This window comes from Tyzzerella sp. An114, assembly GCF_002161055.1.
Lineage (GTDB): Bacteria > Bacillota > Clostridia > Lachnospirales > Anaerotignaceae > Fimicola > Fimicola cottocaccae.
Genome location: NZ_NFLT01000013.1, coordinates 24,164 through 46,102, shown reverse-complemented (window position 1 = coordinate 46,102; position 21,939 = coordinate 24,164). Strand labels below are relative to the sequence as shown.

The window sequence follows — 21,939 nt, the reverse complement described above, 5'->3', positions numbered from 1 at the left end:
TATATAAATCTATCCAGTCATCACCATCTACAAAACCTATATAATCTCCTGTTGCTATATTTAGACCCACATTTCTTGCTGATGATACTCCTCCATTTTCTTTATGTACAACCTTTATTCTATTATCTTTTTTTGCATATTCATCGCATATTTTTCCACAATTATCTGGTGAACCATCGTCTACAAGTATTATTTCCAAATTTTTATATGTCTGATTTATTATACTGTCTACACATCTATTTAAATATTTTTCTACATTATATATTGGCACTATTACACTTATTTTTTTATTTTCCATATAATCTGTCACCTTTTTCTTTTAACTAAAAATTTATACATAAAAGGCGTATAAATTACTAAGCTAATTTTAACTTTATCTCTAAATTTTATAATTTTACATTTATATATTTCTTTTTTATATTTAATAATATCACTTCTTATATCATTAAATTTTTCTATAAATTTATTTTCTCTTATTAATTGTGTTAATAAGTGTAAAGATATAAAAACAAATCTTTTTAAACAATAAGACTTTGTAATTTTATTATTGATTTCATTATCAATAAATATTTTAGTTATTCTTATCATGTCAAAACTAGCTAAATTTAATCCTGACATTATTATAGAACCTTGTCTAATTAAATAATTATATTTACATTCTTTAATAGCAATAACTTTTTTAGCTTTTTTTAATATATAATAAGATGCAAGACTATCTTCATTTCTAAAAATAGTTTCATCATATCTTATATCATCAAAAAGAAATTTTTTATAAAGTTTATTCCAAGCAGCTCCTTGTAATATTCCACCATCAATAAGCTCTTTTATTTTTACATCCATATCTTTATTTAAATCAATATCTGAATTTACTTCATCAAAAATTTTTCCGTTTTCATGTATATGTATTCCACATCTAATAATATCTGCTTTTTGTGATATTGCATATTTCATCATAGTTTCATACATATCGATATCAATCCAATCATCACTGTCTACAAATCCTATATAATTACCTGTTGCTATATCAAGACCTGAGTTTCTTGCTGATGAAAGACCTCCATTTTCCTTATGTATAACCTTTATTCTACTATCTTTTTTAGCATATTCATCACATATTTTTCCACAATCATCTGGTGAACCATCATCTACTAATATTATTTCTAAGTTTTTATATGTTTGATTTATAATACTATCAATACATTTATTCAAATACTTTTCAACTTTATATATAGGTACTATAACACTTATTTTATATTCTTCCATAAAACTTTACTCCATATCAATTTTTTAAAGCAACTCTTATATGATTTATTTTTATAAGAATTATATATAACCACAACATATAGCATATTATTAAAGCACAAGTCTTTTCTTTAAAAGTGTATACATTATCATTTTTTATATTGTCAATATATTTTCTTATTATATTTCTCATATAACTAACTTTATCTTTATATAAATTGTTAATAATACAACTATTTATAAGAACAATACAATTCCTAACAATTCTCCTTACAGCATAAATATATATTTCTCTATTATCAATTTCGTTACTAATTATTATATTAGCAACTTTTAACATATCAAATGAACTTTCAGATATTTGCACACCTGTTACAGAATCATTTCTTCTAAAATAATGATATTTTTTAATATTTGACACAAAAATTTTATTAGCCTTCTTCATAACATAATAATTAAAAAGCAAATCTTCACAATATTTCAAATCATTTTTTAAACGTATATTTCGAAGTAATGAACTTTTATAAAGTTTATTACATAAAACCCCCTCACTCCAACTTCCTTTAATAATATCAATTATAATATTATCGCTATTTTCAATAATATAATAATTTTCATTTAACGAAATATTTTTATCCGATATATTAAAATCATACTCATCTATAAATTCACATCTTGCTATATCTGTATTATAATATAAGCATTTTTTAATCAAAAACTCATACATATTAGGTTCTATCCAGTCGTCACTATCTACAAATCCTATATAGTCGCCTGTTGCTACATCAAGACCTGCATTTCTTGCTGATGACACTCCTCCATTTTCTTTATGTATAACCTTTATTCTACTATCTTTTTTTGCATATTCATCACATATTTTCCCACAACTATCCGGTGAACCATCATCTACAAGTATTATCTCTAAATTTTTGTATGTCTGATTTATTATGCTATCAACACATTTATTCAAATATTCTTCAACCTTATAAACAGGTACTATTACACTTATTTTATATTCTTCCACAAAAACACCCTGCTATCTTTTAATTCTTAAAAATATAGAAAACATATTAATATATATATACAATCCCAAAACAGATTTTTTTCTTATAAACTTAACAATAGTTTTTGTATGATTTGGTAATATATTTAAGTCAACTTCTTTTATAGCCTTTAAAATATCATCATTGTATAATATTTCTTTTATTATTTTAATTTTATCTTTCAAAGATTTTATTTTTCCAGCTTTCGCTTCATTTCTAATAACAAAATTGATAAGATACAAAAGGTAATAATTCAACTGAAAACTTATATCAAAATCACTTTCAAAACTTTTTTCTTTAAGTCTATAATATGGCAAAAGTATTATATTCCAAAGATTTTTATCATAGCTTTGAGTCATTGATTTTGGATTTATTCTATAATTATAAAGATGCTTATTTTTAATAAAATAAATATTATTTGAGTCAAGCATACAAGGATACGTAAATGCTGCATCTTCACCCATTTTTATTCTTGTATCAACTTTCATAATATTATTCTCAAGTACTTCTCTTTTAAAAATTTTACTCCAACAACTGGGAGTAAAACCAAAAGAATAATAACTTCCAGAAAAAATCATTTTAGGGTAAATATATTTTTCAAGAGATTTTTTATCATAAAATCCGCCTTCAAAATATTGTTTAGACTTAACTTTTTTATCTGGATATAAATGAAAAAAATCACATAAAACCATATCTGCATTATATTCTTTAGCTTTTTCCATCATATCAAAAAACATATTTTCTTCTATATAATCATCACCATCTACAAAACCTATATATTCTCCAGTAGATACTTTAAAACCTGCTTGTCTTGCACTTACAAGACCACCGTTTTTCTTATGTATAACTTTTATTCTATTATCTTTTTTTGAATATTCATCACATATTTTTCCACAATTATCCGGTGAACCATCATCTACCAATATAAGCTCAAAATCTTTAAGTTTTTGATTTAATATACTATCAATGCACTTATTTATGTATTTTTCCACTTTATATATAGGAACTATTATACTAATCAAAACAAACACCTCTATATCAGCTAAAATGAAGCCATATAAGACTACTTAAAGTACATGCATAAACCATATATATAACTGTATAAAAAAATATTAAACAGTTAATAACCATAATATTATTTTTTTCTTTATTTACATTTACAATAATACTTTTACTATGTTGCTTTTTAACTTTTTTATCCTTATTATCACTATATATCTGCAAGCCTATTATTATAAGTATGAAAACCATTGAAGGCATTAGAAATCTAACAAGTCTCAAAAAAACAAGTCCTGATGTAAACATTGAACCAAAAGCAAAAGCCATTGTAAAATTTATAAACTTCATATACTTAAACAAATCATCTTTATATTTAGATTTTTTTATAATAGGTATAAAATATATAAGTAATAAAAGAAGAATAACAAAAGTAGCTATGTTAGATGCATAAGATGCACCAATTTGTGTAATATCTATAACTTCTCCCATATGTCTTTCAGCTTTTCCAGCTATTAAAAGTATATAGTCATTATTAGAAAACTCACTTATATAACCTATAAAACTTGAACCAACAGCCATTCCAAGAAACATAAAGGGTGTTAAAAGTTTACTATCACTTTTTCCTGTTATAATGGTAAGTAATAAAATGACATCAAGCATTATAACGCTAGAATGAAGTCCAGCCATAAGAATAAAACCAATAATACATAAAAACTTATGTTTTTTCTCTACAAAAAAATAGTAGACACACAAACCAAATATACAAAAAGCAAGTCCGTTTCTAATACCACTACATATATCATAGAACCAAAATGTTGATAATATAAAAAATGACATTAAATATGTATACCATTTAGAAATATTAAATCTTACAGATGCTTTACAAATAATAATAAACATACTTCCATAAGCTAAAAATATTGTTATAGCTTGAAGATAATTGTTGCTAGGAAGTCTACTTATAAAATAAAAATAATATCCACATACAGGTAAACTTCCCCAACCACTTTCATCATCACTTATCATTTGTTGTAATTTATCCCAACCACCATATCTAAGATTTTCAATCTGCTTAAAATATCTTGTTAAATCATCAGTTTCGTTAGGAACTGCATTATATGCCATAATTGCCAAAGCCATTACAATAAAAATATAAGCATACTTAAATTTGTCTTTTGGCAAAAAATAATATAATATTGAAAAAGCAATAAATATACTTAAATATACTTCCATATATATGTCCTTTCATTATATATTGTCATAAATTTCCTCAAGCTTTAAAGCTACACTATTTATATCATAATCTTTACACAGATTACTTATATTAATAGAATTTCTATCATTTTTTATCATATATAAAGCTTTTTTTGCCCATTCCTTTGGAGATTGTTTAAGTGACATATAATCAACATTTTCATTATATTTAGCAGATTTTGAAACAGTATCTGAAATAAGACAAGGAAGTTTTGAGGCTTGAGCTTCAATAAGTGTCAAAGGAAGTCCTTCATACAAAGAAGGAAATATCATAATATCCATAGCTTGTAAAAAGTTCTCAACATCACGTCTTATTCCTGTTATTATAACTTTATCCAGTAGCCCTAGTTTATCTGCTTTTTTAATTATATTCTCCCTCTGTTCTCCATCGCCAACAATTAACAATACTGAATTATTATTAATTTTATATATCTCATAAAATACATCTAAAAGAAATGTATGATTTTTTACAAAATTTAACCTTCCTACATGACCTATCACAATACTGTCATTTAATTTCTCTGATTTTCTTAATAAATTTCTAATTTCATTAGAATAAAAATATTTATTTAATTCAATTCCATTATGTAAAATAATACCTCTTTTTTTAAATATCTTTTTTCCATAAAGATAATATCCAGCCTCAGGTCCACAAGCTATAATATCAGTTCCATATTTTACAAGAAAACCTTTCATAATAAAATGATAAAAAATAAAAAGGAAATTTTTTAAATGAGACCTTTGAATACATGGATTGGTCATATGAGAATGAGGAACTCTTTTTTTTACCCCTACCTTTGCAGCAGCTCTCATTACAAGTCCACTATAAAACATAAGATGAGAATGTACTATATCTATATCGTTTTCTATCATAAATTTTTTAAGATATAAATATTGCTTTATGTAACTTTTACCAACATTTTTAGGTCTATGAAAAATAGTTGCACCAGTTTTTAAAACGTAATCTTCCATAGGCCCTATATCCTCACCATTTAGATAATATATAACATTATATTTATCTTTATTTATATGAGTTTGGAGATTTATAGCAACAAGGTCAACTCCTCCAATTTTCAAAGGACTTACAACTATCATAAGATTTTTTTTCAATTTATTATTATTTATCATAATTCAAAATCTCCCCATAAAACTCCTGAAGCCATTTTGCACTTGATTTTATATCATATCCAGCTTTTTCAATTTCTTCACTCATATCTTTTCTATTGTAACCATTAGAATATTTTAAAATAGCTTTTGCCCATTGATTAGATGTTTGTGAAAGAGAATGTGTTTCTATTAACTCAGTAATTTTAACTTGATTTGAAATTGTATCCGAACATATAACCTTTATACCAGATGTTTGAGCTTCTACAAGTGTTAAAGGTAGACCTTCATATAATGACGGAAACACAAAAATATCTGATGCTGAAAGAATTGATTGTATATCACTACAAATCCCTGTAAATATAACATTTTGTTCAATACCCAAATCTACACATTTTTGTTTAACATTCTCTTTCAAAGCTCCATCTCCAACTAATATAAGTTTAGAATTTTTATGTTGAATTAAAATATCTTTAAAAATATCAACAACAAAGGTCTGATTTTTAACATTATTAAAAATACCTATATGACAAATCACAAAATCGTTTTCACAATTATAAAATTGTCTTGTATTTTCTCTTTTATTAAAATCAAATATATAATTTTCAATTTTTATTCCGTTTTTTAAATAATTTATATTATTGTTATAAAACATAAATTTACCAGCCAAATCAGAACAAGCAATATAATAATCAGCAAAAAAAGGAAGTATACACTTATTAATTTTGTGTAAAAACTTAGTTATCTTTCCTCCAGGAGCGTTAGAATTATGACTATGAACAATAGTTTTTAATCCACACAACTTAGCTACTATAACAGGTTCAATGGAGCTACATGAATTTATGTGAACATGAACTATACTATAATCATTATATTTTTTAAAAATATTAAAAAGCTCTTTCCAATATTTAAAAACACCCTTTCTTCTAGGATTAATTCTTATAATGCGACTACCTTTTTCAATATATTTATTTTCAAAATTTATTTTTTCTTTTGATGTTACAACAAAATCTATTTGAAATTCTTCAATATTATCATATAAACCATTTATTAATGTTTCAACCCCACCTAAGTTTGGAGATATACCAAAATATAAAACTCTATTGTTCAAAACAAATCACCTTTTTTTAATCAATATATTCTCATAAAACTCCTGAAGCCATTTTGCACTTGATTTTATATCGTATCCAGCTTTTTTAATTTCGTCACTCATATCTTTTCTATCATAGCCTTCATAATATTTTAATATTTCATTAGCCCATTTTTCCGAACTGTCAGACAAAGAATACATCTCAACAAGATTTGTTATTTTAACCTCTTTAGATATTGTATCTGAACATATAACCTTAAGACCAGATGCTTGAGCTTCCACAAGAGCAACAGGTAATCCTTCTCTTAAAGATGGAAAAAGAACAACATCTGAAGCTTGAAGAATTTCAGGAATATCACTTCTAACTCCTGTAAATATCACACATTCCTGTAAACCTTTATCTCTAACTTTATTTTCAATTTCACTTTTCAGCATGCCATCTCCTACAAGAAGAAGCTTTGAATTTTTATTTTTTTCATATACCTTTTCAAATATATCTATAATAAAAGTATGATTTTTTTGCTCATGAAATCTAGAAACATTTGTTATTACAAAATTATTTTCCAATTTTAATTCTTTTCGTTTTTCATTTCTTTTATTTTCATTATATTTGAAAATTTCTGTATCAACAGCGTTATTAAAAACTCTATAATTACTTTTATTTTCAATATCATTTCCAAACATCCAAAATCCGGCTTCCCTTGAGCAAGCAAACATATAATCAGATATATTAACCAAAGGCTTTCTATACATATTATTTACAGCTTGTCTAAACCCTTTTTGAGACAGAGCAATATGACTATGAGAAATAGCAAAAAGACCATGTTTTTTAGCTATTGGAATATATACAGCAGCTGGTCCTGTTGCATGTGCATGAATAATTTTATATTCTTTATGTTCATCAAAAAATTTGTTCCACCATTTTTCATATGAGAAATGATTTATAACATTATATCTTTCACAATAAAATATATTGCCTCCCAAATCATATATTTCATCATCATAATCTCCTTTATCAGTTTTATGCACAACAAAATCAAACTGCATTTTATCCCTATAAATATTTCTATACATATTCATAATCATTGTCTCGGCACCACCACGGTTCATACTACCGAAGACCTGTAATATTCTAATTTTATCACTCATAATTACACTTCCTTATATATATGTGCAAGATTTTGAGCACTATCTTTTATGTTCCAACCTTTACATTTCATAATATCAAAAGTATCTATCCTAAATTTATTAGATAACTCAATAGCTTTTTTTGCCCATAATTTAGGCGACTCGTCAAGAGAAAGCCTAATTGCATTATCAGTTATACAGACCTCATCTGTTATACAATCTGACATAATAACTGGTAAACCGGCAGCTTGAGCTTCAACAGCTGCAACAGGCAGCCCTTCATAAAAAGAAGGGAATAAGAAAACATCAAAAACCTGAAGTAATTTATCAACGTCTTTTCTCTGTCCCATAAATTTTATATCATCGTATACATTTAAACTTTTAGCAATATTAGAAAGTTCATAATCCTCATCTGCTCCGGCAAGCATAAGAACAGCATTACTATTAATTTTTTTAATCTCAGAAAATATTTTTATTATAAAAGGATGATTTTTTTGTGGAGGTTTAACTCTACCAACATGACCAACTACAAATTTATCACTAACACCCAATTTTTCTCTATACTCATCACGAATATTTTGAGAAAATCTAAATTTTTCACAGTCAACAGCATTATTTATAACAGTGACTTTTCCATTTTTAAAATCTTTTTCACTATACCAAAATATACCTGCATCTCTACCACAAGCAAACATATATGTAGTCATATTTTTAGCAATAATACTTAAAATTCTATTTATTATAATATTTCTCTTTTTAAATGAAAACCATGTGGAATGACAATGTATTGCTATATTCTTTACACCATATTTTTTAGCTGTTGGTGCAAGAAATACTGTCATAGCTGGATGATGTATATGTAAAAAACTGTACTCATCTTTATGATTTTTAAAAAATTTATCAATATCTCTAGTAAAAAAAGCTCTTAAGGAAGGGCGTTCTATTTTATATACCCTTCCTCCGAGCTTCTCAATGTCGCTTTTTCTCGTTCTTTCAGTATCTTTAAAATATATAATATCAAAATCAATATCTTCGGGCATATTGTTATAATAATTTAAAATAACACTCATAATACCATTTGATATTCCTATATCTGGTATAAAATGAAGCACTCTCAAAACCTGCAACTCCTTACTTCAAAACTTCTTTATATATTTCTTCCATTTTTGAAAGAACAACATCTTTTCCGAAGTTTTTAATTTTTTCTTCATTAAATTCTCTAAAACTTTCATTCATAGATTTATCATTGTATATAAAATTTATTTTATCACATATTCTATCAACATCATAAGGATTTACAAGAAAACCGCCTTTTCCATCTTCTATAAGGTCAACATTTCCTCTTATATCAGAAGCAATAACAGGCAATCCTGAAGCCATAGCCTCCATAAGAGCAACAGGCAATCCTTCTTGTAAAGAAGGAAATACAAAAACATCTGCCATTTTGCATATTTCTTGTATATCACGTCTATGTCCACCCAAAATAAATCTATCTTCAAGTCCTTCTTTTTTGGCAAGTTCTTTAAGATACTCTTCCAAAGCTCCAACTCCACATATGACATAATATATATCATCTTTTTTAGTTTTACTTATGGCTTTAATAACAACTTCTTGATTTTTTCTTATACTCATCTCACCAACAGAAAGAACCAAAAAAGCATCTTTAGGTATACCAAGTTCTTTTCTTTTTTCAGCTATATCAACAGATACATCTCTAAATTTAGGTATATCAACACCAATTCCGGGAACGTACTCTATTTTTTTAGCTTTAAATTTTTGTTTTGCAATATTATAATCTTCCTTATTTATAGTGATTAAAACATCTGTAAATTTAGAAAAGTACTTCTCTAATGTATAAAAAAGAACCCAATTCTTTTTGGGAGCACCTTTAAAAAAATGGAAACCATGAGCTGTATATATAACTTTTAAATCTTTTTTGCCTACACTTTTAGCAGCCATTCTTGAAAGAATACCACCAACAGGAGTATTACAATGTATAACATCATAATCATTTTCTTTAATTAAGTTTTTAAGCATTTTATAAGCTTTTATATTATTTTTGCTAATAGGAGAACGAGTAAAAGGAATAGAAAAAGCTTTATCATAATACTCAAGTTTAAGTCCCTTTTTCTCCATAAGGTTATCTCTTGCTGCTACATGTATTTCACAACCATATTTTTCTTTTAACATTTTCATAACATGAAGATGAAAAAGGCAAATATGACTTTGAACAGTTGCTGTAAATAAAATTTTTTTCATACTAAATTCCTCTTTTGCTCTATAATTTTGTCAACTATAATTTCAACTTTTTCAGATACAATGAATTTATTATTCAAAAAATCTTTTTCAGTATATTTTGAAAACTCTAACTCTTTTTTTCTTATTTCTTTAACACCATTATAGAATATTTTTTTAATTTCATTAATATCAGATATTTTTTTAGTATCACAGAATGAACGTGACAATATAACCATTGATGAACCAAGCCTATAATGTTCACAAAGTATATATTCCGCCGGAAGTTCTCCCTCACCTATGCTTGAAATTCCTCCAAATCCATACTTTATACCAGCTTTTTTTATTTTATCACATATTTTTTCAACAGTTCCATTAGAAAGAAGCTGAAACATAAAATCAAGACCATATCCAATATGAAGGTCATTAAGTCCTATATGTATTTCATCAATACCTTTTATAGTAAGTATATCATCTAATACATCAACAGCCTCAGGAGTTTCCAAAAGTATGCATACTTTAGCTCTACCATTAACAATATCTACAAATTTTTGAACTTCATATTTTGTCCTAAAAAATGGGAGCATAACTATATCAGCTCCCAAATTTATAATTTTATCTAATTCTTCACTACTGTTATTATTAATAGGATTTGTACGGACAAGAAGTTCTGCATTTTTAATAACTTTTCTTATTTTACCAACATCTTCAATAGTGTGATAAGAAATAACTGTATCAAGATATCCTTGTCTTTCCTCTTTGCCAAGTATTTCAAGGTCTATAAATATTCTATCAACACCACATTCATCAGCTATACAAGCCACATCTTCTCTATTAGTTATATACATAAGTTTTATACTCATAATAATTCTGTCCTTCTATAATCAAATCAAGCAGTTTTTTTGTTAAGACTATGAGAAACAGTCTCACCAGTATTCATGTTATCAGCTCTCATTAAAATTTTTATAATTGTTTTAAAAAATATTTTAAAATCATTAAAAAAGGACATATTTTCAATATATTCTATGTCATACTCTATACGCTTGTCCCAAGAAATGTCCTTTCTTCCATTAATTTGAGCAAGTCCTGTAACTCCAGGACGAACTAAAAATCTTTTTTTCTGTTCATTTGTATAATCCTCAAATTTCCATGGATGATATGTAAGAGTAGGTCTAGGACCTATTATACTCATCTCACCTTTAAGTATATTAAAAAATTGAGGCAACTCATCAATACTTAAAGCTCTTATTACTTTTCCTACTTTTGTTACTCTAGGGTCTCCCTTAAAACTGTACTGTCCTGTACCTGTTTTTTCAGCCCCAACACACATAGACCTAAATTTGTAAATATTAAAAACTTTACCATTAAGTCCTATTCTCTGCTGTTTAAATATGATTTCTCCTGGAGAATCAAGTTTTATAGCAGCAGCTGTAAAAAGAAATACTGGTGATAAAATTACTATCCCCAAAAATGATAATATAATATCAAGAAATCTTTTTACTTTTAAATAAAACATACTACCACCTTCTATAAATTACAAAATAAAAAAATTTTACTATATTATACCAAATTCCTCTAATTATTTCAACGAAATAATGTAATTAATATTTTTTTAGTAATTATAACAATGTATTAATAAAAAATCTTTTTAAAATTACCTTTTTTTTATAAAATTTCTTAAATAACCAAACATTCTTGACTTTTATGCTCAAGAAGGAATATAATAAGTTATGTATATATAATAATTCAAAAAAGTTATATTATAAAAAATGTAATTAAACTTTATATTTTAGGTATGACTTTTTGGAAAGGAGAAAGACATGAAAAAAGGATTTAAAAAACTTGTTGCTTGTTCAATGAGTATTGCTATGCTTTCTGCTATGTTCCCTGTTTCCGCTTCTGCTTTTGATTTAAACACAGTTAAAATCAACTCAAATCACGGAAATAACACAGCTATTGAATATTGTTTTGGAACTCCTGAAACAAACAGTATTTCTTACACAGCTACATTAAACATGACTGATAGTATGGCTAAACTTCTTACTGACTGGCATTCAAGAGAACTTGAATCAGCAAAATTCACTATCAATGTAGATGTATCAGTTACATCTGAAGGTACAAGCGAAAATGTAATTACTGATGGTTTAAAATTCAATACAGATGCTAATGGTAATATTGAATGTACTTTTAGCAGTACATTTTTAACACCAGACCCAGAACAGTTTGGAGAAATCGTTCCAACTGAAAGTAAAGATGAAAACGGATTTACAGTATATACATACAAAATACCTGTAAAACCATCAGAAATAAAATCACTTAAGATGATTGTAAATGATGATATGCTTGCATATATCAATGATAATACTATAACTAAAGATACAAAACAGTTTACATCAACAATAACATTAAGCGGTGTTTCTGCTGACCTTTCAGGAGGTGCTGTTACTGCACTTAGAAACGGTGACACAGTAAAAGTTTATGCTGATGGTACTGTTGACAGTATTATAAATGTTGCATTTGTTGCTAATGATGTTACATTCAAATTTGATGCTGATGAAGTCTACAATGATTTTAAAGCTGATACACATACTGTAACATTTAACTCAAATGGTGGTACATCAGTTGCTCCACAGACTGTTGTATGTGGTAATACAATAACAAGACCTGAAGTAACAAATGGTGTACGTCCTCTTAACAACTGGCTTGTAGTTGGAGAAGGAACAGTTTTTGACTTCTCAACACCTATAACAAAAGATATCACTCTTATAGCTGACTGGGGCAGTGGCTCTGGCGGCGGCACCGGCGGCGGTGGCGGTGGTGGAATTACTATCGAAGATGAAGAACCACCATTAGCAGACCTTAACCTTGAGGACCACTTTGCTTATATCGTAGGTTATGATGATGGAACAATTCGTCCAGAAAACCAGATAACAAGAGCCGAAGTTGCTGCAATATATTACAGACTTCTTACAGACTATGCAAGAACAATGAATCTTTCACGTACAACAAACTTTACTGATGTTAATGCTAACTCATGGTACAACACATCAGTTGCTACTCTTACAAATATGGGAATTATATCTGGTTATCCAGACGGAACATTTAAACCAGACGCTCCTATATCAAGAGCAGAGCTTGCAACAATAGCTTCTAAGTTCTCAGAACTTACAGAAGGTACAAGTACATTTACAGATGTTGCAGGTCATTGGGCTGAAGATTATATTAACTTTGCATACACATATGGTTGGATTTCAGGATACCCTGACAACACATTCAAACCAAATCAGGCAATCACTCGTGCCGAGGTTATGTCTCTTACTAACCGTGTTCTTCAGCGTGCAACTCACGCAGGAGATATGCTTGATACTATGAGAACATACACAGATGTTCCAACAACAGCTTGGTATTATGAAGCAGTTCAGGAGGCTACAAATACTCATGGTTATGAAAGAACAGAAGAAATCGTTGAAGGTAGAGGTTTCTGCTACGAAAAATGGACAGAACTCCTTCCAGACCCTGATTGGTCAACATACAACTAAAATTTAAAACAAAAAGTCAGTAGATTAATATCTACTGACTTTTTTATTATATTTATAAAATTATATGTTCTTTCTAACAATAAACATTGAAAAACAAGAAACAATAAGTTCTGACACTGTAAGTGTCCACCAAACACCTGTCATTCCAAAAAGTCTTGACATTATAAATGCCATAGGAACAATTACAACAAAACCTCTCATTATTGATATTATAAAAGCTGGTTTTGGATTATCTGTTGAGCTAAAAAATATTGATGTTATAACATTTATTCCAACAAAAATAAAAGCAGTAAAATAAAATTTCATACCATCAACAGCCATATTCATAAGTACAGGGTCATTTTCTCTGTTAAATATTGTGACAATAGGCTCTGCATATATAAATGATACTAAATAAACAACAATAGATATAGAAATAGCTGTTATTACGCCATATTTATAAACCTTTTTAACATTATCTTTTTCACCTTTTCCATAACTTCTACTTACAAGAGGCTGTATTCCCTCTGAAATACCTGTAAATATAGATATTATTACAAGGGCAATATTAACAATTATACCATAAGCCGCAACACCTGTATTTCCCGCAAGACCAAGTATTACAAAATTAAAAACAACTATTACAACTCCAGATGAAATTTCGCTTATTAAAGAAGAAACACCAAGAGCCCCTATATCTTTAATGACAGAAAATATGGGTTTTATAGCCTTTACATGGAAAGAATTTTTCTTTCTCCATATATGAGATGACTGTATTATAAGACTTACAACAGGAGCTGTACCAGTTGCCAAAGCAGCTCCAAATATTCCAAGGTTCATAGGGAATACATAAACATAGTCAAGTATAATATTAGATATACTTCCACAAGTCATTGCAATCATAGCGAGTTTTGGATTATTATCATTTCTTACAAAACAAAGCATTGTATTATTAAGCATAAACATAGGCGAAAACATTAATATTACTTTTAAATAACTGCTTGTCATATCCTTAGTGACTTCATCAGCTCCAAGAAGTAAACTTAAATTATCAGAAAATAAAAACCCTATAACAGCCAATATAAGTGATAAAAAAAGAGCGAAATATAAAGCCTGTGTAAAAACTACCTCTGATTTTGATATAGAAAATCTTGTTGAAGCTCCCATTCCAATCATAAGCCCTGACCCTTGAATTACATTAAAAAGTGGCAAAGCAAGGTTTAAAGCTGTAAGACCATCAGCTCCAATTCCTCTTGCAATAAACACTGTATCAGCCAATATATAAGCAGATATTCCTATCATACTTATAATATTTAAAACTACATATTTTGCAAAAGCTTTCTCAATACTCACATTCTCCATAAATCCCTCCAAAAAAAATACACTCTATAAATTGTATCTGCTAAGGCCTATCGATACAAAATCAGAGTGTAATATTTTTCTCTACCCGGCGGCAGAGATTTCCCCTATTTATTTTTTAATATTTTATCACAACAAACAAAATTCGTCCACATATTATTCAAAAAAGCCATTCAAATAGTTATAAACAGCTTCCCCATTACATTTATAATATGGTCTTTTAAAATCAAAACTTATATTTTTATTTATCTCATATTTATCCACAGACTTATATAAAGTAAAATTATCAACAAGCATTTCATTTTCAGCATTATACATATCAACAATAAAATATGTGACTATATCTGTATTTGTAGATTTAATTGACGTTGTAAATTTTTTCGATATTTTGTCATTTGACAAATCATCAATAAATTTTGATATTTTGTCTTTAGAAGAAATGTCATAATATTTTATATCACTACCACCATTAAATCCGGGGTGTATTATAACTTTTGTGATTTTTATTAAAGACACATCATTTTTAATTTTTTTAGATATAAGATTTTCAGGAAAGGTATAAACAATATAAATTAATACAAAAACAATAATAACAATTAAAAATCTTTTACTTTTAATCATAGAATACCCCCTTTTTAAAATTATATCATAAAATTTAGCAAAAAAATAAACCACTATAATTAGTGGTTTAAAGAAATTGCGGAGACAGGATTTGAACCTGTGACCTTCGGGTTATGAGCCCGACGAGCTACCGAGCTGCTCCACTCCGCGATATTATATAGTTTTTATCTAAAAATAATTATATCACTATCATATATATACGTCAACTGTATTATAACTAAACTTTTATATGCCATCTTTAAAATTATTTTCAAGACAATCTTTACGCTCTTTATAATCAGGCATATATTTTTTTATAACTGAGTAAAAATCTTTACTATGATTAAAATATATAAAATGAACAAGCTCATGAAGTACAACTTGGTCTATACACTTAATATCAGCTTTAATAAGCTGTAAATTTAATCGTATACTCTTTTTTGAAGGAGTACAGCTCCCCCATCTTGTTTTCATATTTCTGACAGAGATTTTAGGAAAATCTATATTATAATCAGATAAAAGTTCAATCATTCTTTCAACTGACTCTTTAAAAACAATATTACAATTAAATTCAAGCCAATCTAAATATAATTTTTTTATATATTCAGAATTATCATATGCAGTATATATATTTATATACATATTTTCATAATCCAATATAATATTGTTTTTCAAATCTTTAATAATATTAACTTTAAATTTATTTCCCATAAAAAACACAATTTTATTATTATAAATATCACTATCAATTTTATTATTCTGTCTTTTTTCAATATCAGCAATATTTTTAAATATCCACTTAGATTTTGATGAAACAAAATTTTGTATAAAATCTAAAGGCACATTATAGGGAGCTGACACATAAACCTTTTTATCACTTTTTAATCGTATATTGACACGGCGAATATTTTTTCTCTCAAGAGTGTATTGAATTTTATTGTCTTTATAATACAAATCATATATTTCCATAATAAATAATCTCCAAAAAATATTATAAAAACAATTTTATCATATATACCCCAAAAATAAAAAGAGCCTGTTTATAAAAACAGGCTCTAAATATAAATAAAATTATTCTTCAGTTATTTCTTCACTATCATTGTTTAAAAGAGCTGCTTCATATTTTTCGAGTACAGCTGTTTGAATTTTTTCTCTAGTTTCGGCATTTATAGGGTGTGCTATATCCCTAAATTCTCCGTCTGCGGTCTTTCTGCTGGGCATAGCTATAAAAAGACTATCTTCACGTTCGATAACTTTTATATCATGAACAACAAATTCATTATCAAAAGTTACAGAAACAACGGCTTTCATTTTTCCGTCTTTATTAACTTTTCTAACTCTAACATCTGTGATTTTCATAAAAATTCCCCCTTAGTTTGCCGAATGCCGATAAAAATTTAAACAGCACTCACTTACATTCTGCTTGAATATTATGCCCCAATTTTTTAATTATAAAAGATATTATATAACTGTTCCTTTGCTTATAATTACAGGGTTACCTTCTTCTCCTATAATCTGTTTTCCATCAGAAAGTACAACATCTTTATCAAGGATTGCATTTTCAACAACGCAATTATTTCCTATATAGCTTCCTTCCATAATAATGGAGTTTTTAACAGTAGAATTTTCTCCTGTATATACTTTACGGAATACAACAGAATGTTCAATCTTGCCGTTTAATATACTTCCGCTTCCTACTATTGTGTCGCTTACATCAGCACCTGCATTATATTTTGCTGGTGGTTCATCTTTTGGTTTTGTTTCAACAAAAGGAGCATTTTTTGTAAATATGTCTCTTACATCTCTGTTTAAGAAATCCATATTTGTGTTAAAGTAATCATTAACACCACCAGAAATTGAGCTCCAATATCCATCAAACTCATAACCATAGATTTTAAGAGTTTTTCTAAATCTTATAATAATATCTTTAACAAGGTCATATCTTCCTTCAGGAATAATCTGTCCAAGTAGACTTATAAGAAGTGTTCTTGATATTACATATATACCTAAGGAAGCATTTGAAGACTGAGCCTGTAAAGGTTTTTCTTCAAACTCATTAAGACGTTTGTCATCGTCCATCTGAAGTATACCAAATTTTGAAAGGTCTTTTCCTTCCATGTTTTTATATACAACAGTAATATCAGCACCTTTTTCAACATGGTACTTAATTACTTCTCTATAATCCATTTTGTAGATTGTATCACCAGATGTTATAACAACATAAGGTTCATTACTTCTCTTAAGATATGAAAGGTTCTGATAAATAGAGTCTGCTGTACCTCTAAACCAGCTATTATCGTTACGGCTTGTATAAGGTGTGAAAACAAAGAGACCTCCCTGTTTTCTTCCGAAATCCCACCATTTTGAAGATGTAAGGTGGTCCTGAAGAGAACGTGAGTTGTACTGTGTAAGTACAGCTACTTTGTTTATTCCTGAGCTTGACATACTACTTAAAGTAAAGTCGATTGCTCTGTAACAGCTAGCTACCGGCATAGCTGCTGCTGCTCTTAATTCTGTAAGTGTTCCAAGACCTTCGTTATTTCCTCCGGCTAAAATAATACCTATTGCTTTCATAATGATGCCCCCTCTTTGATAATTGATTTTCCGCTTTCAAGTTTATTTTCGGGGTAATCACTCTCTGTTGTGTTTCCAAAAATTACACAGTTCTTTCCGATTTCAACATTTGAAGGAATATTTGTATTATCCCCAACTACTGTAATACCTGTATTATAGATTTTAGGTTTGCTTTCGTTAGCAATATTTTCGCCAAGACCCATTTTTACATTAGCACCAACAGTACAGTTTTCATCAAGGATACATCTATCAATGTAACAGCCTGAGTTAATAACAGTGTTTTCCATAATAATTGAGTCTTTAACAACAGCACCTTTTTCAATTATAACTCCAGGTCCTAAAACTGAGTTATAAACTTCGCCGTAAACTTCACAGCCTTCAGAAACAATACTTGTAGAAACTTTTGCATCTTTAGCTGTGTACTGTGGAGGCTGGTGGTCACTGTTTGTATAAATCTTCCAGAAATCTTCATAAAGATTGAATTCTGGTAAAGTTTTAATAAGTTCCATATTAGCCTGCCAGTAAGACTCTATTGTTCCAACATCTTTCCAATAATCTTTAAATCTGTAAGCATACATTGTCTGTCCTTCACTAAGCATTTTAGGAATGATATGCATACCAAAGTCACTATCTGGATGAACTTTGCTGTCCTCAATTAAAGCTTCACGAAGTCTTGACCATGTAAATATGTAAATACCCATAGAAGCAAGGTTACTCTTAGGATTAGCAGGTTTTTCCTCAAACTCATAAATCTTGTCGTTTCCTTCAGTATTCATGATACCGAAACGGCTAGCTTCCTCAATAGGAACTTCCATAACAGCGATAGTAGCTGCACAGTTGTTTTCTTTGTGGAATTCGAGCATTTTTGAGTAGTCCATTTTATAAATATGGTCTCCTGATAAAACAAGAACATACTCAGGGTTATTGCTATCAATATATTCGATGTTCTGGAAAATGGCATTTGCAGTACCCATGAACCATTCACCTGAATCACCGCCGCCTTTAACATGTGGTGCAAGAATTGTTACACCGCCGTTTCTCTTGTCGAGGTCCCATGGAATACCAATGCCAATATGCTGGTTAAGTCTTAAAGGCTGGTACTGTGTAAGAACACCAACAGTGTCAACGCCCGAATTAATACAGTTACTTAATGGAAAGTCAATAATTCTATATTTTCCGCCAAATGTAACTGCTGGTTTTGCAACATTTCTTGTTAAAATCCCAAGTCGACTACCTTGTCCTCCGGCCAGAAGCATGGCCATCATTTCTTTTTTTCGCATAAACTCTTTACCCCCAATGATGCATTTTATAAAACTAAAGGCTTATTTTATTAAAACGCAATAAAATTTTTATGTAAACGCATTGTAAAATAGGCAATTTACACTAATATAATAACACATTTTTTCACACTTGTACACCAAAATTAAAAAAATTTAATTATTTTTTTACCATAATTTGATTGTTTTTTTACTTTTAATCAAATAAATCACATATTTATGTATACAATACACTTTTGTTACACTTTTTTCACTGTATTTTAATATTTTTATTCTATATTTATAAATAAAGTGATAATGACAATAATAATATAAGTATTATGGACTTTAAATTGTCATTGTAGTATACTCTAAAAAAAGAATTTTTTATGGAATTGAGGCGTTCACAGTATGAAAAGCGGTTTTAGCGAAAAATATAAAAATGTATATTTTATAGGTATTGGCGGAATAAGTATGTCTGGCCTTGCAGAAATACTCAAATCAAGAGGAGTAAATGTAGCAGGAACTGATATGAAAGTATCAGATACAACAAAACATCTTGAAAGTATTGGTGTAAAAATAAATATAGGTCATAAAAAAGAGAACATAACTAATGAATTTAATCTTGTTGTATACACAGCAGCAGTAAAACAGGATAATCCTGAACTTATAGCTGCAAAAGAATTAAACATAGACATAATGGATAGAGCAGAACTTTTAGGTCATATAATGGCAGAGTATGAAAATTCAATAGCAGTAGCAGGAACTCATGGAAAAACAACTACAACTTCAATGGTATCCGAAATACTTCTCTGTGCAAACACAGACCCAACAATATCAGTAGGTGGTATACTTCCATCAATAGGAGGAAACACAAAAGTAGGTACATCAAAATATTTTGTTGCTGAAGCCTGTGAATATTTTGATAGTTTCCTCAAATTCAATCCTCTTGTAGGTATAATACTTAATATAGAAGCTGACCATTTAGACTATTTTAAAACATTTGAAAATGTAAGAAAATCTTTCCACAAGTTCGCCCAAAGAATACCTGAAAATGGTATGCTTGTAATAAACGGAGAGATAGAAGACACTAAATTTATAACAGACAGCATAAGTTGTCCTTTTGAAATATACAGCACAAAAGATAAAAATGCAGATTGGTATGCTGGAAACATAATACATCACAGCGACGGAAAAAACTCTTTTGATGTATATTATAAAGGAAAAGACATAGGACAAATAAATCTTAATATTCCGGGAGAACACAATATAAGTAACGCTCTTGCTGCTTGTGCTGCTGCATACTGTCTTGGTATACCTTTTGAAAAAATAGCCTTAGGGCTTTCAAATTATGGTGGAACAAACAGAAGATTTCAGAGAAAAGGAACATATAAGGGAGCTTTAGTAATAGATGACTACGCTCATCATCCAACAGAAATAAAAGCAACTCTCTCCGCTGCAAGAAATGTAAAACATAATAGACTTTGGTGTATATTCCAACCTCACACATACACAAGAACATACAACCTTTTTGATGAGTTTGTAAATGCTTTTGATGAAGCAGATAAAATAATAATAGCTGATATTTATGCAGCAAGAGAAAAAGACACAGGATTAGTTTCATCAAAGGATTTAGCTGAAAAAATAAAAGAAAAAGGCAAAGATGTGACATATATAGGAAAACTTGATGATATTATCAAGTTTGTTTCTGAAAATTCAGAAGAAAATGACCTTTTAATAACTATGGGAGCTGGAGACATTTACACAGTAGGAGAAAAACTTGTTTCAATGGACTTATAAACATTATCCACACAGTTGTAAACAAGTGAATTATTGTCTACTTAAATATGTGATAACAATATTTTAAACAGTGACACAAATCATAATAAACATAAAAGCCTTGAGATTTTAATATAATCTCAAGGCTTTTTTATGCATATCATATAAAATTTTAATATTTTAATATATTTATAGAACACAGAAAAACATATTTAATAAAAATACTATAATTAAATATATGTATATAGTTATCCACAGCATTTTTAAATATTATTTGTGGTAAGGTTCATTCCTATTTATTTTTATAGCTCTGTAAATCTGTTCAAGAAGTATAACTCTCATCATCTGATGTGGAAAAGTCATTTTTGAGAAACTAAGATAATAATTAGCCCTATTCATAAAATCTTTAGACAACCCAAGGGAGCCTCCTATAACAAAAACAATATGGCTTACACCTCTAAGAGTTGTTTTTTCAACAAAATCAGCCAACTCCTCAGAGCTTAAATTTTTACCCTCTATGGCAAGAGCTACACAATAGGCATCATCTTTTATATTTTTAAGTATTCTTTCCCCTTCTTTTTTCTTAACGATTTCCTCCTCAGCCAAACTCATTGACTCAGGAGCTTTCTCGTCAGGAACTTCTATAATTTCAAGTTTAACATACTTTCCAAGACGTTTTGAATATTCATCAATAGCCATATTCCAATATTTTTCTTTAAGTTTTCCAACACATATAATAGAAATTTTCATATTTCACC

21 protein-coding genes and 1 tRNA gene are annotated in these 21,939 nt (G+C 28.4%); 2 read left to right on the top strand and 20 right to left on the bottom strand.

The features are described 5' to 3' along the window. The 12 genes from B5E58_RS10540 to B5E58_RS10485 all read right to left on the bottom strand — a co-directional run. Positions 1–298 (bottom strand): glycosyltransferase family 2 protein (locus B5E58_RS10540; RefSeq protein WP_143597256.1); only part of this gene is annotated, 298 nt, incomplete at its 3' end. Between the two features lie 8 nt (positions 299–306). After that, positions 307–1,263 (bottom strand): glycosyltransferase family 2 protein, encoded by a 957-nt coding sequence (locus B5E58_RS10535; protein ID WP_088109627.1) that lies wholly within the window; start codon positions 1,261–1,263, stop codon positions 307–309. A 16-nt stretch (positions 1,264–1,279) separates the two neighbouring features. Continuing rightward, on the bottom strand, positions 1,280–2,266 hold the full coding sequence (locus B5E58_RS10530) for a glycosyltransferase (RefSeq protein WP_088109626.1): 987 nt from the start codon (positions 2,264–2,266) through the stop codon (positions 1,280–1,282). A 12-nt stretch (positions 2,267–2,278) separates the two neighbouring features. Continuing rightward, positions 2,279–3,307: a glycosyltransferase family 2 protein gene (locus tag B5E58_RS10525; protein WP_330395645.1), complete on the bottom strand. Its 1,029-nt coding sequence runs from the start codon at positions 3,305–3,307 to the stop codon at positions 2,279–2,281. Positions 3,308–3,323: 16 nt separating this feature from the next. Beyond that, a complete protein-coding gene (locus tag B5E58_RS10520) occupies positions 3,324–4,424 on the bottom strand; it encodes an EpsG family protein (RefSeq protein ID WP_158097732.1) in 1,101 nt (366 codons plus the stop codon). A 108-nt stretch (positions 4,425–4,532) separates the two neighbouring features. Further along, positions 4,533–5,666, bottom strand: coding sequence for a glycosyltransferase (locus B5E58_RS10515; RefSeq protein ID WP_088109623.1), 1,134 nt, complete (start codon positions 5,664–5,666; stop codon positions 4,533–4,535). Beyond that, entirely contained in the window at positions 5,656–6,753 is a 1,098-nt protein-coding gene (locus tag B5E58_RS10510; RefSeq protein WP_088109622.1) for a glycosyltransferase, read from the bottom strand. The genes B5E58_RS10515 and B5E58_RS10510 overlap by 11 nt, the downstream gene beginning before the upstream one ends. A 6-nt stretch (positions 6,754–6,759) precedes the next feature. Beyond that, positions 6,760–7,881, bottom strand: a complete 1,122-nt coding sequence (locus tag B5E58_RS10505) for a glycosyltransferase family 1 protein (protein WP_088109621.1) — start codon at positions 7,879–7,881, stop codon at positions 6,760–6,762. A 2-nt stretch (positions 7,882–7,883) separates the two neighbouring features. Beyond that, the gene (locus B5E58_RS10500; RefSeq protein ID WP_242956656.1) at positions 7,884–8,972 is read right to left on the bottom strand and encodes a glycosyltransferase; all 1,089 of its coding nucleotides are present in this window, start codon (positions 8,970–8,972) and stop codon (positions 7,884–7,886) included. Positions 8,973–8,991: 19 nt separating this feature from the next. Continuing rightward, positions 8,992–10,119, bottom strand: coding sequence for a glycosyltransferase family 4 protein (locus tag B5E58_RS10495; RefSeq protein WP_088109619.1), 1,128 nt, complete (start codon positions 10,117–10,119; stop codon positions 8,992–8,994). Then, positions 10,116–10,958: an aldolase/citrate lyase family protein gene (locus B5E58_RS10490; protein ID WP_088109618.1), complete on the bottom strand. Its 843-nt coding sequence runs from the start codon at positions 10,956–10,958 to the stop codon at positions 10,116–10,118. Before B5E58_RS10490 ends, B5E58_RS10495 begins: the two co-directional genes overlap by 4 nt. A 26-nt stretch (positions 10,959–10,984) precedes the next feature. After that, positions 10,985–11,611, bottom strand: coding sequence for a sugar transferase (locus B5E58_RS10485; protein ID WP_088109617.1), 627 nt, complete (start codon positions 11,609–11,611; stop codon positions 10,985–10,987). Between the two features lie 304 nt (positions 11,612–11,915). Between B5E58_RS10485 and B5E58_RS10480 the strand changes: the two genes are divergently transcribed. Next, positions 11,916–13,634, top strand: a complete 1,719-nt coding sequence (locus B5E58_RS10480) for an S-layer homology domain-containing protein (RefSeq protein WP_088109616.1) — start codon at positions 11,916–11,918, stop codon at positions 13,632–13,634. Between the two features lie 60 nt (positions 13,635–13,694). Here the strand turns inward: B5E58_RS10480 and B5E58_RS10475 are convergent, their stop codons facing one another. The 7 genes from B5E58_RS10475 to B5E58_RS10445 all read right to left on the bottom strand — a co-directional run bounded on the left by B5E58_RS10475 (position 13,695) and on the right by B5E58_RS10445 (position 19,426). Beyond that, entirely contained in the window at positions 13,695–14,975 is a 1,281-nt protein-coding gene (locus B5E58_RS10475; RefSeq protein ID WP_088109615.1) for an MATE family efflux transporter, read from the bottom strand. Between the two features lie 153 nt (positions 14,976–15,128). Further along, positions 15,129–15,593 carry a hypothetical protein gene (locus B5E58_RS10470; RefSeq protein ID WP_088109614.1) on the bottom strand — a complete coding sequence of 155 codons (465 nt, stop codon included), beginning with the start codon at positions 15,591–15,593 and terminating at the stop codon, positions 15,129–15,131. Between the two features lie 76 nt (positions 15,594–15,669). After that, positions 15,670–15,743: transfer RNA gene (locus B5E58_RS10465), tRNA-Met, on the bottom strand. 75 nt (positions 15,744–15,818) lie between these two features. Beyond that, entirely contained in the window at positions 15,819–16,541 is a 723-nt protein-coding gene (locus B5E58_RS10460; RefSeq protein WP_088109613.1) for a M48 family metallopeptidase, read from the bottom strand. 102 nt (positions 16,542–16,643) lie between these two features. Next, positions 16,644–16,931, bottom strand: coding sequence for a septation regulator SpoVG (spoVG, locus tag B5E58_RS10455; RefSeq protein WP_088109612.1), 288 nt, complete (start codon positions 16,929–16,931; stop codon positions 16,644–16,646). Positions 16,932–17,033: 102 nt separating this feature from the next. After that, on the bottom strand, positions 17,034–18,146 hold the full coding sequence (glgD, locus tag B5E58_RS10450; protein WP_088109611.1) for a glucose-1-phosphate adenylyltransferase subunit GlgD: 1,113 nt from the start codon (positions 18,144–18,146) through the stop codon (positions 17,034–17,036). Further along, complete coding sequence (locus B5E58_RS10445) at positions 18,143–19,426, bottom strand: glucose-1-phosphate adenylyltransferase (protein WP_088109610.1); 1,284 nt, start codon at positions 19,424–19,426, stop codon at positions 18,143–18,145. The genes glgD and B5E58_RS10445 overlap by 4 nt, the downstream gene beginning before the upstream one ends. Positions 19,427–19,813: 387 nt before the next feature. Between B5E58_RS10445 and murC the strand changes: the two genes are divergently transcribed. Beyond that, positions 19,814–21,202, top strand: coding sequence for a UDP-N-acetylmuramate--L-alanine ligase (gene murC, locus B5E58_RS10440; RefSeq protein WP_088109609.1), 1,389 nt, complete (start codon positions 19,814–19,816; stop codon positions 21,200–21,202). Between the two features lie 249 nt (positions 21,203–21,451). Here the strand turns inward: murC and rlmH are convergent, their stop codons facing one another. Continuing rightward, positions 21,452–21,931, bottom strand: a complete 480-nt coding sequence (gene rlmH / locus B5E58_RS10435) for a 23S rRNA (pseudouridine(1915)-N(3))-methyltransferase RlmH (protein ID WP_088109608.1) — start codon at positions 21,929–21,931, stop codon at positions 21,452–21,454. Positions 21,932–21,939: the final 8 nt, after the last annotated feature.

What these genes read in the sequence shown, in the direction of transcription:
- B5E58_RS10535 (WP_088109627.1), bottom strand. Translation starts at nt 1,263, where the DNA reads ATGGAAGAATATAAAATAAGTGTTATAGTACCTATATATAAAGTTGAA.
- B5E58_RS10520 (WP_158097732.1), bottom strand. Translation starts at nt 4,424, where the DNA reads ATGGCTTTGGCAATTATGGCATATAATGCAGTTCCTAACGAAACTGAT.
- B5E58_RS10515 (WP_088109623.1), bottom strand. Translation starts at nt 5,666, where the DNA reads ATGATAAATAATAATAAATTGAAAAAAAATCTTATGATAGTTGTAAGT.
- B5E58_RS10505 (WP_088109621.1), bottom strand. Translation starts at nt 7,881, where the DNA reads ATGAGTGATAAAATTAGAATATTACAGGTCTTCGGTAGTATGAACCGT.
- B5E58_RS10495 (WP_088109619.1), bottom strand. Translation starts at nt 10,119, where the DNA reads ATGAAAAAAATTTTATTTACAGCAACTGTTCAAAGTCATATTTGCCTT.
- B5E58_RS10490 (WP_088109618.1), bottom strand. Translation starts at nt 10,958, where the DNA reads ATGAGTATAAAACTTATGTATATAACTAATAGAGAAGATGTGGCTTGT.
- B5E58_RS10485 (WP_088109617.1), bottom strand. Translation starts at nt 11,611, where the DNA reads ATGTTTTATTTAAAAGTAAAAAGATTTCTTGATATTATATTATCATTT.
- B5E58_RS10480 (WP_088109616.1), top strand. Translation starts at nt 11,916, where the DNA reads ATGAAAAAAGGATTTAAAAAACTTGTTGCTTGTTCAATGAGTATTGCT.
- B5E58_RS10475 (WP_088109615.1), bottom strand. Translation starts at nt 14,975, where the DNA reads ATGGAGAATGTGAGTATTGAGAAAGCTTTTGCAAAATATGTAGTTTTA.
- B5E58_RS10470 (WP_088109614.1), bottom strand. Translation starts at nt 15,593, where the DNA reads ATGATTAAAAGTAAAAGATTTTTAATTGTTATTATTGTTTTTGTATTA.
- B5E58_RS10460 (WP_088109613.1), bottom strand. Translation starts at nt 16,541, where the DNA reads ATGGAAATATATGATTTGTATTATAAAGACAATAAAATTCAATACACT.
- spoVG (WP_088109612.1), bottom strand. Translation starts at nt 16,931, where the DNA reads ATGAAAATCACAGATGTTAGAGTTAGAAAAGTTAATAAAGACGGAAAA.
- glgD (WP_088109611.1), bottom strand. Translation starts at nt 18,146, where the DNA reads ATGAAAGCAATAGGTATTATTTTAGCCGGAGGAAATAACGAAGGTCTT.
- B5E58_RS10445 (WP_088109610.1), bottom strand. Translation starts at nt 19,426, where the DNA reads ATGCGAAAAAAAGAAATGATGGCCATGCTTCTGGCCGGAGGACAAGGT.
- murC (WP_088109609.1), top strand. Translation starts at nt 19,814, where the DNA reads ATGAAAAGCGGTTTTAGCGAAAAATATAAAAATGTATATTTTATAGGT.
- rlmH (WP_088109608.1), bottom strand. Translation starts at nt 21,931, where the DNA reads ATGAAAATTTCTATTATATGTGTTGGAAAACTTAAAGAAAAATATTGG.